The organism is Pseudomonas benzopyrenica (genome assembly GCF_036884265.1).
Taxonomy (GTDB): domain Bacteria; phylum Pseudomonadota; class Gammaproteobacteria; order Pseudomonadales; family Pseudomonadaceae; genus Chryseomonas; species Chryseomonas benzopyrenica.
In genome coordinates, this window is record NZ_CP145723.1 from 2,773,285 (window position 1) to 2,787,332 (window position 14,048).

At 67.8% G+C, this 14,048-nt stretch carries 13 protein-coding genes and 2 pseudogenes; 7 read left to right on the plus strand and 8 right to left on the minus strand.

What is annotated here, in order from left to right; translation table 11 throughout:
- Nucleotides 1–197: 197 nt before the first annotated feature.
- Nucleotides 198–938 (minus strand): annotated as a pseudogene (scpB, locus tag V6W80_RS13145) (SMC-Scp complex subunit ScpB); the annotation flags it as partial.
- A 138-nt stretch (nucleotides 939–1,076) separates the two neighbouring features.
- On the opposite strand from scpB, the gene V6W80_RS13150 reads away from it, so the two are divergent.
- A complete protein-coding gene (locus V6W80_RS13150) occupies nucleotides 1,077–2,063 on the plus strand; it encodes a GlxA family transcriptional regulator (protein ID WP_338544486.1) in 987 nt (328 codons plus the stop codon).
- Nucleotides 2,064–2,127: 64 nt separating this feature from the next.
- A complete protein-coding gene (locus V6W80_RS13155) occupies nucleotides 2,128–2,277 on the plus strand; it encodes a DUF1272 domain-containing protein (protein WP_338547426.1) in 150 nt (49 codons plus the stop codon).
- Between the two features lie 154 nt (nucleotides 2,278–2,431).
- On the opposite strand, the gene V6W80_RS13160 is transcribed toward V6W80_RS13155, so the two are convergent.
- The 5 genes and pseudogenes from V6W80_RS13160 to V6W80_RS13180 all read right to left on the minus strand — a co-directional run bounded on the left by V6W80_RS13160 (nucleotide 2,432) and on the right by V6W80_RS13180 (nucleotide 6,324).
- A complete protein-coding gene (locus V6W80_RS13160) occupies nucleotides 2,432–3,343 on the minus strand; it encodes a bestrophin family protein (protein ID WP_338544487.1) in 912 nt (303 codons plus the stop codon).
- The gene (locus V6W80_RS13165; protein WP_160922680.1) at nucleotides 3,340–3,822 is read right to left on the minus strand and encodes a GNAT family N-acetyltransferase; all 483 of its coding nucleotides are present in this window, start codon (nucleotides 3,820–3,822) and stop codon (nucleotides 3,340–3,342) included. The genes V6W80_RS13160 and V6W80_RS13165 overlap by 4 nt, the downstream gene beginning before the upstream one ends.
- A 49-nt stretch (nucleotides 3,823–3,871) precedes the next feature.
- The gene (locus tag V6W80_RS13170; RefSeq protein WP_184287459.1) at nucleotides 3,872–4,396 is read right to left on the minus strand and encodes a chromate transporter; all 525 of its coding nucleotides are present in this window, start codon (nucleotides 4,394–4,396) and stop codon (nucleotides 3,872–3,874) included.
- The gene (locus V6W80_RS13175) at nucleotides 4,393–4,944 is read right to left on the minus strand and encodes a chromate transporter (RefSeq protein ID WP_093251952.1); all 552 of its coding nucleotides are present in this window, start codon (nucleotides 4,942–4,944) and stop codon (nucleotides 4,393–4,395) included. The genes V6W80_RS13170 and V6W80_RS13175 overlap by 4 nt, the downstream gene beginning before the upstream one ends.
- Nucleotides 4,945–4,957: 13 nt before the next feature.
- A pseudogene (locus V6W80_RS13180) lies at nucleotides 4,958–6,324 on the minus strand (gluconate:H+ symporter).
- A 185-nt stretch (nucleotides 6,325–6,509) separates the two neighbouring features.
- On the opposite strand from V6W80_RS13180, the gene V6W80_RS13185 reads away from it, so the two are divergent.
- Both V6W80_RS13185 and V6W80_RS13190 read left to right on the plus strand, forming a co-directional pair.
- On the plus strand, nucleotides 6,510–7,142 hold the full coding sequence (locus tag V6W80_RS13185; RefSeq protein ID WP_338544488.1) for a cyclodeaminase/cyclohydrolase family protein: 633 nt from the start codon (nucleotides 6,510–6,512) through the stop codon (nucleotides 7,140–7,142).
- Nucleotides 7,143–7,148: 6 nt separating this feature from the next.
- Nucleotides 7,149–8,402, plus strand: a complete 1,254-nt coding sequence (locus V6W80_RS13190) for a DUF2254 domain-containing protein (protein ID WP_338544489.1) — start codon at nucleotides 7,149–7,151, stop codon at nucleotides 8,400–8,402.
- Between the two features lie 10 nt (nucleotides 8,403–8,412).
- On the opposite strand, the gene V6W80_RS13195 is transcribed toward V6W80_RS13190, so the two are convergent.
- Nucleotides 8,413–9,351, minus strand: a complete 939-nt coding sequence (locus V6W80_RS13195; protein WP_093251969.1) for a cation diffusion facilitator family transporter — start codon at nucleotides 9,349–9,351, stop codon at nucleotides 8,413–8,415.
- A 228-nt stretch (nucleotides 9,352–9,579) separates the two neighbouring features.
- Here V6W80_RS13195 and V6W80_RS13200 point away from each other — a divergent pair, with 228 nt between their 5' ends.
- Together V6W80_RS13200 and V6W80_RS13205 are read left to right on the plus strand one after the other, a co-directional pair.
- Nucleotides 9,580–11,286: an amidase gene (locus V6W80_RS13200; protein WP_338544490.1), complete on the plus strand. Its 1,707-nt coding sequence runs from the start codon at nucleotides 9,580–9,582 to the stop codon at nucleotides 11,284–11,286.
- Between the two features lie 205 nt (nucleotides 11,287–11,491).
- Nucleotides 11,492–12,034: a nuclear transport factor 2 family protein gene (locus V6W80_RS13205; protein ID WP_338544491.1), complete on the plus strand. Its 543-nt coding sequence runs from the start codon at nucleotides 11,492–11,494 to the stop codon at nucleotides 12,032–12,034.
- 37 nt (nucleotides 12,035–12,071) lie between these two features.
- Here V6W80_RS13205 and V6W80_RS13210 read toward each other — a convergent pair whose 3' ends face one another.
- Nucleotides 12,072–12,701, minus strand: a complete 630-nt coding sequence (locus V6W80_RS13210; protein ID WP_338544492.1) for a TetR/AcrR family transcriptional regulator — start codon at nucleotides 12,699–12,701, stop codon at nucleotides 12,072–12,074.
- A gap of 173 nt (nucleotides 12,702–12,874) precedes the next feature.
- Here V6W80_RS13210 and V6W80_RS13215 point away from each other — a divergent pair, with 173 nt between their 5' ends.
- Nucleotides 12,875–14,020, plus strand: a complete 1,146-nt coding sequence (locus V6W80_RS13215; protein WP_338547428.1) for an MFS transporter — start codon at nucleotides 12,875–12,877, stop codon at nucleotides 14,018–14,020.
- The last annotated feature ends 28 nt before the right edge of the window (nucleotides 14,021–14,048 follow it).

Below are 14,048 nucleotides of genomic sequence, written 5' to 3' on the forward strand. Positions count from 1 at the left end.
GTTTTGGCGAGAGTGTTGGGCTTCGCTATGCGAAGCGCCAACCTATTCGAATATCGCGGCCATGGGCCGCTCCTACAGTTAAATCGGAGCCTGGACCAGTCGCTACGGCGCACCGGCATGGCCGCGATACGGATCAACCACTGGGGAGGCTTATGTAGGTTGGGCTGAGCGCAGCGAAGCCCAACAGGGCTGACTCAACCCTCGTCTTCTTCGTCCGCCGCCTGGCGCAGGTCGTCGAAATCGGTCTTGAGGCCGGTCTCCATGGCGTCCAGCTCGGTGAGCAGGGTGCGGAAGCTGGTGCGCTCGGGGATCACCAGGGTGTCCTCTTCTTGCTCCGGCTCCCCTACCCCCAGTGCCGCCAGACTCAACTCGGGGTCTTCCAGCACCGACGCCGGTTCGGGTTCCAACTGGCGGACCTCGGCCAGGGGCGGCAGTTGGTCGAGACTGCGCAGGTCGAAGTAGTCGAGAAAGGCCTTGGTGGTGGCGAACATGGCCGGGCGGCCGGGGACGTCGCGATAGCCCACCACGCGGATCCAGTCGCGTTCCAACAGCGTCTTGACGATCTGGCTGTTGACCGCCACGCCGCGCACCTCCTCGATCTCGCCACGGGTGATCGGCTGGCGATAGGCGATCAGCGCCAGGGTCTCCAGCATGGCGCGGGAATAGCGCGGCGGGCGCTCTTCCCAGAGTCGCCCGACCCAGGGCGCGTACTTTTCGCGCACCTGCAGGCGATAGCCGGACGCCACCTCCTTGAGCTCGAAGCCGCGCTTGCGACAGGAGCCACCGAGCACGGCGAGACCGGCGCGCAGGTGGGCGGGCTCGGGGCGCTCGTATTCTTCGAAGAGTTCGGCCAGACGCTCCAGGGTCAGGGGGCGGCCGGCAGCGAGCAGGATGGCTTCCAGCAAGGGTGCCAGTTGCTTGGGATCGGTGTAGTTCATGGGCGGCGATGATAAGGCCGGGCGCGGGTCACGCCAAATCCAACCTGCCACCCGGATGGCGAGATCTGTGGGGTCTTTGACCTTGTCGCCTATATGGACGCCAAGGCATGCTCACCAGATCGCTACGGAGAGCCACCCATGCTGCTGATCGCTGCGCTGCTTTACCCCGACGTCATGAGCCTGGACGTCACCGGCCCGCTGCAGGTATTCGCCTCGGCCAACCTGGAACGGGAACGTCAGGGCCTGCCCGCCTACTATCAGCTGCGCCTGCTGGGCGCCGCCGAAGGCTTGGTCAGGACGTCAGCCGGCATCGGCATCCAGGCCGAACAGAGCTGGTACGACCTCGACGTAGATGAGGTGGACACCCTGCTGATCCCTGGCGGCATAGGCATCGAGACGCTACGCCAGGATGCCGGCCTGCAGGCCTGGCTGCGCGATCTGGAGCCCCGGGTTCGGCGTCTTGGCTCGGTGTGTTCCGGCGCCTTGATGCTGCCCAGCGCCGGCCTGCTCGACGCCCGCCGGGCCACCACCCACTGGGCCTATGTCGACGAACTAGCAGCCTTTCCGGACATCGAGGTCCAGGGCGACCGCCTGCATACCTATGATCCACTGGGGCGCGATGGCGATCCCCATGTCTTTACCTCGGCCGGCGTCACCGCCGGCATCGACCTGGCCCTGGCGCTGGTGGAAGCCGATCTCGGACGTCCGCTGGCGCTGGCGGTGGCGCGCCGGCTGGTGATGTTCCTGCGCCGTCCCGGCGGCCAGGCGCAATTCAGCGCCTGTCTGGCGCCCGATCCGGGACGGACGCCACGACTGGCCGCCCTGCTCGACTGGATTCCCGGTCACCTGGGGGAAGACCTGGGACTGGAGCGCCTGGCCGAGCGTGCCCACATGGCGCCCCGTACGCTGTCGCGGCTGTTCAGTCGCGAGGTGGGCATGGGTCCGGGTCGCTATGTCGAGCAGGTCCGGCTGGAGACGGCGCGAGTACTGCTGCAGGATGGCCAGGCCTCCATCGGCACCGTTTCGCGCCTGTGCGGCTTTGGCCATCCGGAAAATCTGCGACGCACCTTTCACAAGCACCTGGCGGTCAGCCCCCAGGACTACGCAGCGCGCTTCGGCGCCTGATCAGGGAGCGACAGCCATGCTGGAAATGCGGACTTCGTGTGAGCACTGCGCCAAGGCGTTGCCGATGGAGAGCAAGGAGGCGGTGATCTGCTCCTATGAATGCACCTTTTGCACGGAATGCGCGGCGGGGCCGCTGCAGGAGCGGTGTCCGAACTGTCGCGGGGAGCTGGTCAGGCGTCCGCGGCGGGTAGCGAAAGAAGCTCAAGACACCTGACAGCAAGGCACGGCACGGCACGGCCATGGCGATCCGCCGATGTGACCGCTCTGAGGCAGACTGCTGATCGCGGCCATGGGCCGCTCCTACAGATACACCTCTGCTGTAGGAGCGGCCCATGGCCGCGATCGCATCAACGCGAATCATCACGCCATCACCGCAACAACCCCGCCTCCGCACGGATCGGCTCCGGGGTGGGTTCGCCCAGCAGATCCAGCACGGCGATTTCCAGCCCACGACTGAGGGCGTCCAGCGGCAGGTGGTTGGGCTGGGTGCCGAAAGGGTCGGCGATCTGGTCGCCCAGGGCGTCCAGGCCGAAGAAGGTGTAGGCGAGCACCAGCACCGCCAGCGGCGTGAACCAGCCCAGGCTGTCCACCAGGCAGAACGGCAGCAGGAAGCAATAGACGTGCACCACCCGGTGCAGCATCAGGATGTAGGGATAGGGAATGGGGGTCTGGCGGATGCGCTCGCAGCCGCTGAGCACCGTGGTCAGCCGGTCCAGCTGGTTATCGACGTTGGCGATCAGCGGGTCACCGAGCCCTTCCTGTCGTGCCCGGGCAACCAGCGTCGTGCCCAGCCGACGGATCAGCGCACTGGGTCGGTGAGGGGCCGCGAGCAGGGTTTCCTCCCCCGCCAGCACGCGCTGCAGATCGGCAGACGGCGCTTCCCGGCGCAGGTGATCACGCAGCGCATAACCAAAGGCCAACAGCGGGGTCAGCAGCTGGCGGCGCTCGACCGCATTCAGGCTGGGCAACAGGGTCTCGACCTGGCGCGCCAGGTTGCGTCCGGCGATCAGCAGTTCGCCCCACAGACCACGCGCCTCCCAGAAGCGCTGGTAGGCGGTAGTGTTGCGAAAGCCGAGAAAGATCGCCAGGGTCAGGCCCCAGAGGGTCAGCGGGGTGGTGGTCAGGCCGAAGTCGAAGCTCAGGATGACGCCATGGCTGAGGGTTACCGCCAGGCTCAGCAGCATCACATAGAGCAGCTTGCGCCAGATCGCCTGGACGATGGACCCGCGTACCGTGAACAGCAGTTCGCGCAGCGAGGGATTCTGGGGGCGGGTGATCACCGGTAAGGCCGAGGCAGTCTGAGATGAATCAGCGCCACCCGCTCACCGGCCACCGAACGTCGCTCTTCGATGGCATAGGGGGTGAAGCCCAAGGCTTGGTAGAGCAGTAGCCCCACCACGTTTGCGTTGAAACAGGAAAGGACCACTTCACGAGCGCCGTGTGTCTCGAACGCGCGCCCTATCATCATCTTCAGCAGGTAACGTCCGACCCCCTGCCCCCGGTAGGCGGGATCAACGACGGCATTGCCAATCGCATACACCTCATCCGCCCACCTGCAGAAGTTGGAAAATCCCACCACTCGCCCATCCGCCACCACGACGCGATTGTCGCGACGCTCCGCGATGGCGGCCTGCAATTGAACTGGGGTGAGCGGGAATTGGGCACGGGGAAACCAGAACATCAGCTCCGTGGGGTTTTTGGAGAATTCACATAGGGCGGGCAGGTCACTGTCCTGGACCGGCCGATGGCTTAGCTGCAAGGTGAGGTCCTCGGGTCGATGGCTGGACGATCTTGCCCAGCTTTTTGGCTTAGCTACCAAACACTATCCCGACCAGTGTCCCGCCGGCCAGCAGCCACAGCGGATGCCAGCGGGTAAATAGCGAGCCCAAAGCACCCGCCGCCAGGATCAGCACCCACAGCGGCGCGGTGGCCACACTCGCGCCCACCAGCCAGGCGCTGGCCGCCACCAGGCCGACGGTGACCGGCACCAGTCCCGCCTGCAGATGACGGCGCCAGGGGCGGTCGGCGAAGCGTTGCCAGAGGTGCAGCACGCCGAGGGTCAACAGCGAGGACGGTACGAACTTGGCCAGGGAGGTCACCAGCAGCCCCGGCCAGCCGGCCACGTGCCAGCCGATCAGCGGGACGATCATCAGGTTGGGACCAGGCGCCGCCTGGGCCAGGGCGAACAGGGCGGCGAAGTCGGCGGCGCTCATCCAGCCGTGCACCGTCACCACCTGGCGCTGCATCTCCGGCAGCACCGAATTGCCACCGCCAAAGGCCAGCAGCGAGAGCTGGGTGAAGATCAGTGCCAGGGCCAGCAGGGTCGCGCTCATAGGCCCTGCCGATAGCTGAGCAGGACGCTGATCGGGGTGAGCACCAGCATGGTCCAGAGCAGCGGCAGCTTGAACAGCGCCAGGGCGAGAAAGGCCAGGCAGGCGATGCCCAAAGCCAGCCAGCGACCGCGCAAGGGCTGAATGAGCTTGACCGCCATGGCTACCAGCAGGCCGGCGGCCGCGGCCGCGAGACCGGCGAAGGCGCGGCCCACCAGGGGGTCGTCATGGTAGCGGTCGTAGAGCACGCCCAGGCCGACCACCACCAGGGTCGGCCCCACCAGCAACCCGGCGGCAGCGGCCAGGGCGCCGCTCCAGCCGGCGAATCTCATGCCCACCGCCACCGAGAGGTTGATGATGTTGCCGCCCGGCAAGAACTGGCAGAGGCCGAGCAATTCGGTGAATTCCTCCGCCGACAGCCAGCGCCGCTTCTCCACCAGGTAGCGCCGCGCCAGCGGCAGCACCCCACCGAAGGCCGTGATGCCCAGGCCGAAGAAACCGAGGAAGAGATCGCGGCGCCGCGGCCGGTGCAGGGTGGAGTCGTTGTCCATGGGCAGGGGTTCGTCAGATCCAGAGTGACAACAATAGCGTACCGGCAAGACCAGTGACGGAAACCAGGGTCTGCAGCACCGACCAGACCCACAGCGTCTGCTTGAGCTCCAGGCCGAAATACTCGCGCACCATCCAGAAGCCGGCATCGTTGACGTGGCAGAAGAACACCGAGCCGGCGCCGATGGCCAGGGCGATCAGCGAGGCCTGGGGCCCGGCCAGCCCGGCCACAACCGGCGCCAGGATACCGGCCGTGGTGGTGGTCGCGACCGTCGCCGAACCGGTCGCCTGGCGCAGCGCCACGGCGATCAGCCAGGCCAGCAGGATGTAGGGCAGATGGGCGCCCTCGGCGACCTTGGCCACGGTGTGGCTGACCCCGGCGTCGAGCAGGGTCTGCTTGAGGCCACCGCCGGCGCCGATGGTGAGCAGCAGCGCGGCGATGGGCGCCAGGCTCTTGCGCAGCACGCCACCGACGCGCTCGCGCGGCATGCCACTGCCCCAGCCGAGCAGCACGATGGCCGCCAGCACGGCGAGCCCCAGGGCGATCAGGGGTTCGCCAAGGAACTTCAGCCCCTCCGCCAGACCGCTGTGCGGGTCGAGGGCGACCTTGGCGAAGGTGCTGCCCAGCATCAGCAGCACCGGCAACAGGATCACCAGCAACGACAGACCGAAACCCGGCTGGCGCGCGCCCTGATCCCGGGCGCTGAACAACTCGCCCAGCTCCGCCGGCGGCTGGATCGTCATGCGCTGCGACAGCCAGCCGCCGTACAGGGGACCGGCCAGGATCACCGCAGGGATGGCGATCACCAGGCCCAGGAGCATGGTCAGGCCAAGGTCAGCGTGCAATGCACCGACCGCGATCAGCGGACCGGGGTGCGGCGGCAGCAACGCGTGCAGGGTGGTCATCCCGGCCAGGGCCGGAATGGCGATGCGCAGCAACGGCTGCCCGGAGCGCTGCGCCATGACGAAGATGATGGGCACCATCAGTACCAGGCCGACCTCGAAGAACAGCGGCAGGCCGATCACCATGGCCACCAGGGCCATGACCCAGGGCAGGCTGCGACCCTCGCCCAGGCCCAGCAGGGTGCTGGCGATGCGATCGGCGGCGCCGGATTCGGCCATCAGCGCACCGAGCATGGAGCCCAGGGCGATGATGATGCCGGCCTCGCCAAGGATGCCACCCGCGCCCTTGCTGAAGGCCTTGGCCACGGCTTCGGCGGGCAGCCCGGCCCCCAGGCCGGCGATGAAGGTGCCGATGAGAATGGCCAGGAAGGGTGGCAGCCGGGTGACGCCAATCAGCAGGACGATGGCCAGGATGGCGGCCAGGCAGCAAGAGATCAGCGGGTGTCGTGGGCGACCCAGGCGAGCGCAGCAGGATCCACAGGTGACTCCTTGTAACTTATTGTTTCAGGATCACCTTAACCGAAACAAGGTCCGAGGTACGACGTAAATCGAAATAACCCCTTTCGCTTATTGCACTTAGCTTGCGAACCTCAGCCGTTTCGCACGATCCAAACTGCGTTCGGTCATGACCGAATCCCTTACCCTTTGCTCGCAGGCGGTTGGCATGAACGAAACCTCTACTCTCTGGCAGCAGACCCTCGCCCAGTTCCGCGACGGTACCGGTTCCACCCTGCCCACCCCGGGCAGTGGCGCGGCGGCTAGCGTGGCGGCCTGCCTGGGCGTCGCACTGGTCCTCAAGGGCTTGAAGCTCAGCCAGCAGCGCCAGCCGGTGACCCGCCACGCCGAGCTGATCACCCTGGGCGAGCGCCTGCAGGAAGCCCTGAGCACCTGTGCCGATGCCGATGTCCAGGCCTTCGCCAACTACCTGGAAGCCGATCGTCAGGCCAGTGGCGCCGGGGCCGAGGGCGAACGTCGCCAGCAGGCGCTCAACCTGGCCGCGGCCAACGCCGTGCAGATCCCCATCGCTACCGCTCAGCTGTGCCTGGAAGCCCTGGATCTCGCCGTGATCGCCACGCCGCTCACCGTCGAACCGCTGCGCAGCGACACCCTGGCCGGCGGTCGTCTGGTGCATGGTGCCCTCGGTGCGGTGCTGACCACCGTGGATGCCGACCGCAATGGCCTGAAATCCGGCGACGCCCGGGAAGCCGCGCGGCAGATGCGCGACAAGCTCCAGCAGCAGGCCGATCAGCGTCTTGCCCAGCTGAGCGCCACCCCCGTTCCGCCGGCCATGGGCTGACGGCCGGTGCTGGCCCGCCTGGGCTGGGTCCTGCGCGGACTCCAGCGACGCCTGTGGTTCCGCGCCACCCTGTTCTCGGTCGCCGGGGTGGCGACCGCCCTCCTCGCCCTGCTCCTGCGTGACCACATCCCGGCCAGTCTGCCGGCCAAGGTCGGCGCCGATGCCGTCGACAAGATCCTCACCATTATCGCCAGCAGCATGCTGGCGGTAACCACCTTTTCCCTCAGCACCATGGTGACGGCCTACAACGCCGCCGCCAGCAGCGTGACGCCCCGGGCCTATCCATTGCTGTTGGAAGACAGCACCACCCAGAACGCCCTGGCCACCTTTCTCGGCTCCTTCCTGTTCAGCCTGGTCGGCATCATCGCCCTGAGCACCGGCCTCTACGGCGACAACGGCCGCGTGGTGCTCTTCGCCGTCACCCTGGTGGTGATCCTGCTGATCGTCTTCACCCTGCTGCGTTGGATCGACCACCTCTCCCGGCTGGGGCAGCTGGATGCCACCAGCGACAGCATCGAAGACGCCGCCCGGCATAGCCTGCAGCGCTGGTTGACCCATCCTTACCTGGGTGGGGTGGCGGCGCCGGTCGATGAACCCGCCAACGGCCGCCCGGTCCTGGCGGACCGCACCGGTTATCTGCAACGGGTAGACATGCCGCTGCTGGCGGACCTCTGCGGCGACCGCGGTCGCCTGCGCCTGGCCGCCATGCCCGGCGCCTTTCTCGATCCGGCGCAGCCGCTGCTCTGGGTGGAAGGCCTACCGCCGGAAAAGGACGCGCGCCTGCGTGCCGCCTTCACCCTGGATGCGCGCCGGGTGCACGACCAGGATCCGCGCTTCGGCCTGACGGTGCTGGGCGAGATCGCCACCGGGGCGCTGGTGCCTTCGCGCAGCGATTCGGGCACCGCCATCGCCATCCTCGGTCGCGCCCAACGGCTGCTCACCGAACTCACCGAAAGGCGCGAGCCCGTCGAGCCTCGCTATCCGCGGATCGAGGTGCCGGAGCTGTCGCTGGACGATCTCTTCGACGACTTCTTTCTGCCGGTGGGCCGCGACGCGGCGCCCCTGGTGGAGGTGGGCATGCGGCTGCAGAAATCCCTGGCGCGCCTGGCGGTCCAGGGCGATGCGCGGATCAGGCGCGAGTGCCTGCGGCATTCCCGCCTGGCGCTGGCCCGGGCCGAAGCCACCCTGGGCCAGGCCGAAGACCGCGTCATCCTCCAGCAACTGGCTGCGGACGTCGAACACCTCTGCGCCTCCCGCTAGCCCGGCAAGGCTAGCGCGACCAGGCCGGGTCGGTGGTGAAGGCGATGGTCAGCCAGCGGTCCGGGCCCTCGCCGCCAATGGCCTCGCCGATCTCGTCGCGGATGGCGTCCCATTCGTCCAGGGTCTTGGCCGGCCAGCCCAGCGGCACGATGAAGTACAGCTCGATCTGCCGGGCCCGGCCGACCTTGGCCACATAGGCACGATAGTCGAGAAAGCCGAAGCGCGAAACCATGCCCTGGGCGACCTCATCGACCTGCTGCTTGAGTTGCGGCGGGGTCACCATGAGGATTTCCGTGAAGGCCTGCCAGACCAGCTTCAGCGGTATGGGAATGATGAGTACGCAGATGATCGCCAGCACCAGGGGATCGATGTACGGCGTGATCCAGGCATAGGCCGTGCCTTCGGCCAGGGCGCCAACCAGGAAGGCCAGTACCAGGGCGGCCGAAATGCTGCCCGACATGATCCAGCTCTTGATGTCGAGCTTGAGAAAGTCCGACTGGATGTCCCGGTTCAAGCGATGCACGAGGGCGGCGAAGCCAAAGCAGCATACCGCAGCGACCAGTGCATAGAGCAGCGCCATGCCGAACGCCAGCGCCTTGCCGCCGCTCATCAGACTGATGATCGAGTTGACCAGCGCGTAACAGGCCACGATGCACAGCACGCTGCCGTTGAGGGCGAGCACCATGGGTTCCAGGTGCCAGAACCCCATGTTGAAGCGCTCGGCCAGTCGCCGGTCGCCCTCCGCCTCCTGGCCGTGTCTATGGATCAACATGGCCACCAGCAGCGCCACGCCACTCATGAAGGCGTCGGTCAGCGAATAGAAGCCGTCGAAGACGATGGCATAGGAACCCGACAGCACCCCGAAGGCGATGCCCACGACCGCCAGGACCACCGTGACGACGATGGAGAAGCGCAGCACCGTGCGCTCGTTGCCTAGGCGTTTCAGCATGATTCACTCCAGCCACGGGATCGCCGCCAAGGGCGGCGAACAGGTTCAATTCAGGCCAATCATAGAGGTCGGCAGGCTAGCCTGCATGGGCAGTTCGGCAAGGCTTCCATGCACGGACGCAATCAAAAGCCGGCAGGCTTCGGGTGTACACTGCACCGGTGCTTCTTTCCTTCAAGGCCTCTGACAGCAGCCTCTTCCGTATCCCAGAATCCTCAACGGCGACCCACCATGATCGAAGTTACCGAACGTTCCATCGCCGAGTTGCGTCGCGCACTCGAAACCGGCCAGACCACTGCGGTGCAGCTGGTCGAGGCCTACCTGGCCCGTATCGATGCCTACGACCCGCCCGCCAGCGCCACCGCGCTCAATGCCGTGGTGGTGCGCAATCCCGAGGCCCTGGCCGAAGCGGCCGAGTCCGATCGCCGTCGCGCCCGGGGCGAGACCCTGGGGCCGCTGGATGGCATCCCCTACACCGCCAAGGACAGCTATCTGGTCAAGGGGCTGACCGCCGCCTCCGGTAGTCCGGCGTTCAAGGACCTGGTCGCCCAGCGCGATGCCTTCACCATCGAACGGCTGCGCGCCGCCGGTGCCATCTGCCTGGGCAAGACCAACATGCCGCCCATGGCCAACGGTGGCATGCAGCGTGGTGTCTATGGCCGCGCGGAAAGCCCCTACAACGCTGGCTATCTCACTGCGCCCTTCGCCTCCGGGTCCTCCAACGGCGCCGGCACCGCCACCGCGGCCAGCTTCGCCGCCTTCGGCCTGGCCGAGGAAACCTGGTCCAGCGGGCGCGGCCCGGCGTCCAACAACGGGCTCTGCGCCTACACCCCCTCGCGCGGGGTCATCTCGGTGCGTGGCAACTGGCCGCTGACGCCGACCATGGACGTGGTGGTGCCCTATGCCCGCACCATGGCCGATCTGCTGGAAGTGCTCGACGTGGTGGTGGCGGACGATCCCGACACCTCCGGCGACCTCTGGCGCCTGCAGCCCTGGGTGCCACTGCCCAAGGCCTCGGAGGTCCGCCCGGCCCGCTATAGCGACCTGGCCGTCGACGCGAACGCCCTGGCTGGCACGCGCCTCGGCGTGCCGCGCATGTTCATCAACCAGGACCCGGAGGCCGGCACCAGCGACAATCCCGGCATCGGGGGCCCCACCGGCCAGCGCATCCATACCCGGCCCTCGGTCATCGCCCTCTGGGAACAGGCCCGCGCCGCCCTGGAAGCGGCCGGCGCCACCGTGGTGGAGGTGGACTTCCCGCTGGTGTCCAATTGCGAAGGCGACCGCCCCGGCGCGCCCACGGTGTTCAACCGCGGCATCGTCTCCCAGGCCTTTCTCCACGACGAACTCTGGGACCTGTCCGCCTGGGGCTTCGACACCTTCCTGCGCGACAACAACGATCCCAACCTGAACCGGCTGGTGGACGTCGAAGGCGAGCTGATCTTTCCCCACGAACCCGGCACCCTGCCCAACCGTGAAGGCGACCTGGCCGCCGGCATGGCCGAATACGTGCGCATGGCCGAGCGGGGGCTCAAGACCCTGGACGAGATCACCACCCTCCCCGACGGCCTGCGCGGCCTGGAACACACGCGCAAGATCGACCTGGAAGACTGGCTGCAGGCCCAGGGCCTGGACGCGGTGCTCTTTCCCACCGTGGCCGACGTGGCGCCGGCGGATGCCGAGATCAATCCCGCCTCGGCCGACATCGCCTGGAGCAACGGCGTCTGGGTCGCCAACGGTAACCTCGCCATCCGCCACCTGGGCGTGCCGACCGTCACCGTACCGATGGGCGTGATGGCCGACATCGGCATGCCGGTGGGCCTGACCTTCGCCGGGCGGGCCTATGACGACTCGAATCTGCTCAGGCTCGCCGCCGCCTACGAGGCGACCGGTTCCAAACGCCAGGTACCGCCGCGGACGCCGCCGCTGGTGGGTTGAGGGTAGACGGCGTGGACGCTGGCCGCCGCGCTTCATCCGGCGGTCAGCAGCGGATCGCGACGTTTGGCGGTTAGGCGCGCTAACCGACGTGTCCAGTCGGGTGCGGGTTATCCGGACGCCGCCAGCGGCCTAAGGTGGGTTCCAGGCGGGTGCCGTTTGCCGGCGCCGCCGCCCATCTCATTCCGTCCTGCGCGAGGGTACCGCCATGCAGCATCCATCGAATCGTCTGACCGGGCGCGCGCTGCTGTCGCTCGTCCTGCTGAGTAGTCCCTGGAGCGGCGTCGCCGCAGCCGAATCCACCACGGAACGCAACCAGCGCCTGGTCGAACGGGCCTTCGCGAACTGGAGCGCGGGCCGTGGCAGTCTCTTCGACGACCTGCTCTCGCCCACGGTGGTCTGGACTATCCAGGGCAGCGGTCCGGCGGCGGGCACCTACCACGGCCGCGAGGACTTCCTGGAGCGCGCCGTGCGTCCCTTCGCTCAGCGCCTGGCCACGCCCATTGTGCCCCGGGTACAGGCCATCTGGGCGCGCGAGGACCAGGTCGTGGTGCGCTGGAATGGCACGGCCACCGCGCGCGATGGCGCGCCCTATCGCAATGAATACGTCTGGATCTTCAAGCTGGACGGGACGCGTGCGACCCAGGTCGAGGCCTTTCTCGATCTCGTCCCCTACCAGGACGTCATCGACCGTATCGCCTTGGCAGACTCCTCGTCCGCCAGGCCCACCGGGGCACGGCAGGCGCCATGACGCCCCGCCGTTGCACGCGTGGCCCAAGACGCCCGGCTCAGACGACGCTTCGGCCGGGCGCCTGGTGACCATCCCAGAGCGTCAGCGCCAGGGCGATGGCGCCCTCGATGACCGGTAACTCCACCCTGTCCCGCGCCATGGGTGAAATGCCCAGCAACAGGCCTTCGAACACTGTCGCCAGGGCGCGAGCGTCGGTGTCTTCGGCGAGGTCGCCACGGGCGATACCGCGGCTGACGCACGCCAACAGGCCCTGGCGGATCCGGGCGCGGGCTTCGCGCAGCGGCAGTGGAATGCTGGAGTCTTCTTCCGCATAGGAGCCCAGGGTGCCGAGCGCCACCAGGCAGCCCTTGGGCAACTGCTCGTCACACTGCATCCGCGCGGAACGCCCGAGAGCCGAGGCGATCGCCTCCCGGGGCGCCAGGGCCTCGTCGAACAGGGGATCGTTCACCCGGCCATGAGTTTCCATGTAGCGGGCGACCACCTCCTTGAACAGCGCCTCCTTCGAACCGAAGGCCGCATAGAAGCTGGGCGCGGTGATGCCGCCGCCGATGGCCGCCTTGAGCCGACTCAGGGAGGTCGCCTCATAGCCATACCGCCAGAACAGCAGCAGCGCGTCATCGATTGCCTGGGTACGGTCAAACGACCGGGGACGTCCTACCTGAGCCACAGCGGATCTCCTCGCCAGAATCGATTTTTATACTAGACGATACAGAATTCATTGACCAGTCAGGCGGCCGGCTGCTTAGATATATACCGATCGATACATATCTAAGGAGCATTGCCGTGACCGCGACACCCGATCCCGAACGCCTGCCCGTGGCCGCGCTATTGGCGCTGGCGATGACCGGTTTCATCTGCATCATGACCGAGACCCTGCCCGCTGGCCTGCTTCCCGAGATCGCCCAGGGGCTCACGGCCTCCCCGGCCCTGGCCGGCCAGACGGTGACCGCCTATGCCGCCGGCTCGTTGATTGCCGCGATTCCCCTCACCCTGGCGACGGCGCGCTGGCGGCGGCGCCGGGTGCTGCTGGCGACCATCCTGGGCTTCTTGCTGTTCAACACCCTGACCGCGCTCTCCTCCAGCTATGCGCTGACGCTGATCGCCCGCTTCGCCGCCGGAGCCGCGGCCGGCCTGGCCTGGAGTCTGCTGGCCGGCTATGCCCGGCGTCTGGTAGTGCCACGCCTGCAAGGGCGGGCGATGGCCATTGCCATGATCGGTACCCCGGTCGCCCTGTCCCTGGGCGTGCCCCTGGGAACCTGGCTAGGCGGCCTGCTGGGTTGGCGGCTGGCGTTCGCGGCCATGTCCGCTCTCACCCTGGGCCTGATCGTCTGGGTCCTGGCCAAGGTGCCCGACTATCCGGGACAGACCGAGGGCCAGCGCCTGCCGCTGCGCCAGGTGTTCGCCACACCCGGCATTCGCGCCATCCTCGGCGTGGTCTTTACCTGGATGCTGGCGCACAACCTGCTCTACACCTATATCGCGCCCTTCGTCGCCCAGGCCGGGCTGGGCGACCAGGTCGACCGGGTGCTGCTGAGCTTCGGGGCGGCGTCCTTGCTGGGGATCTGGATCACGGGGCGGATCGTCGACCACAGCCTGCGGCGGGCGGTGCTGCTGAGTCTCCTCGGCTTCGCCGCGATCGGGCTGCTGCTGGGCCTCGACCCTGACTCGGCGCCGCTGCAGTACCTGGGCGTCTTCGGCTGGGGCCTGACCTTTGGCGGCGCGGCCACCCTGCTACAGACCGCCCTGGCGGATACCGCGGGCAGCGGCGCCGATGCGGCCCTGGCGATGAACGTGGTGACCTGGAACAGCGCCATCGCCGGGGGTGGCATCCTGGGCGGCCTGTTGCTGGAAGGCGTCGGCCCCCAGGCCCTGAGCTGGGCCGTGGTGGCCTTGTCGCTGGGCGCCCTGGCCATCGCGACGGCTGCCCGGCACCACGGCTTTCCGGCGGGCACCCGGGCGAGCGTCTTACCCGTCCTGGGCCACTGACCGTCCGCGCGGGCACCCGGCCCGCGCC

What these genes read in the sequence shown, in the direction of transcription:
- V6W80_RS13150 (WP_338544486.1), top strand. Translation starts at nt 1,077, where the DNA reads ATGCTGCTGATCGCTGCGCTGCTTTACCCCGACGTCATGAGCCTGGAC.
- V6W80_RS13155 (WP_338547426.1), top strand. Translation starts at nt 2,128, where the DNA reads ATGGAGAGCAAGGAGGCGGTGATCTGCTCCTATGAATGCACCTTTTGC.
- V6W80_RS13170 (WP_184287459.1), bottom strand. Translation starts at nt 4,396, where the DNA reads ATGAGCGCGACCCTGCTGGCCCTGGCACTGATCTTCACCCAGCTCTCG.
- V6W80_RS13175 (WP_093251952.1), bottom strand. Translation starts at nt 4,944, where the DNA reads ATGGACAACGACTCCACCCTGCACCGGCCGCGGCGCCGCGATCTCTTC.
- V6W80_RS13185 (WP_338544488.1), top strand. Translation starts at nt 6,510, where the DNA reads ATGAACGAAACCTCTACTCTCTGGCAGCAGACCCTCGCCCAGTTCCGC.
- V6W80_RS13195 (WP_093251969.1), bottom strand. Translation starts at nt 9,351, where the DNA reads ATGCTGAAACGCCTAGGCAACGAGCGCACGGTGCTGCGCTTCTCCATC.
- V6W80_RS13200 (WP_338544490.1), top strand. Translation starts at nt 9,580, where the DNA reads ATGATCGAAGTTACCGAACGTTCCATCGCCGAGTTGCGTCGCGCACTC.
- V6W80_RS13205 (WP_338544491.1), top strand. Translation starts at nt 11,492, where the DNA reads ATGCAGCATCCATCGAATCGTCTGACCGGGCGCGCGCTGCTGTCGCTC.
- V6W80_RS13215 (WP_338547428.1), top strand. Translation starts at nt 12,875, where the DNA reads ATGACCGGTTTCATCTGCATCATGACCGAGACCCTGCCCGCTGGCCTG.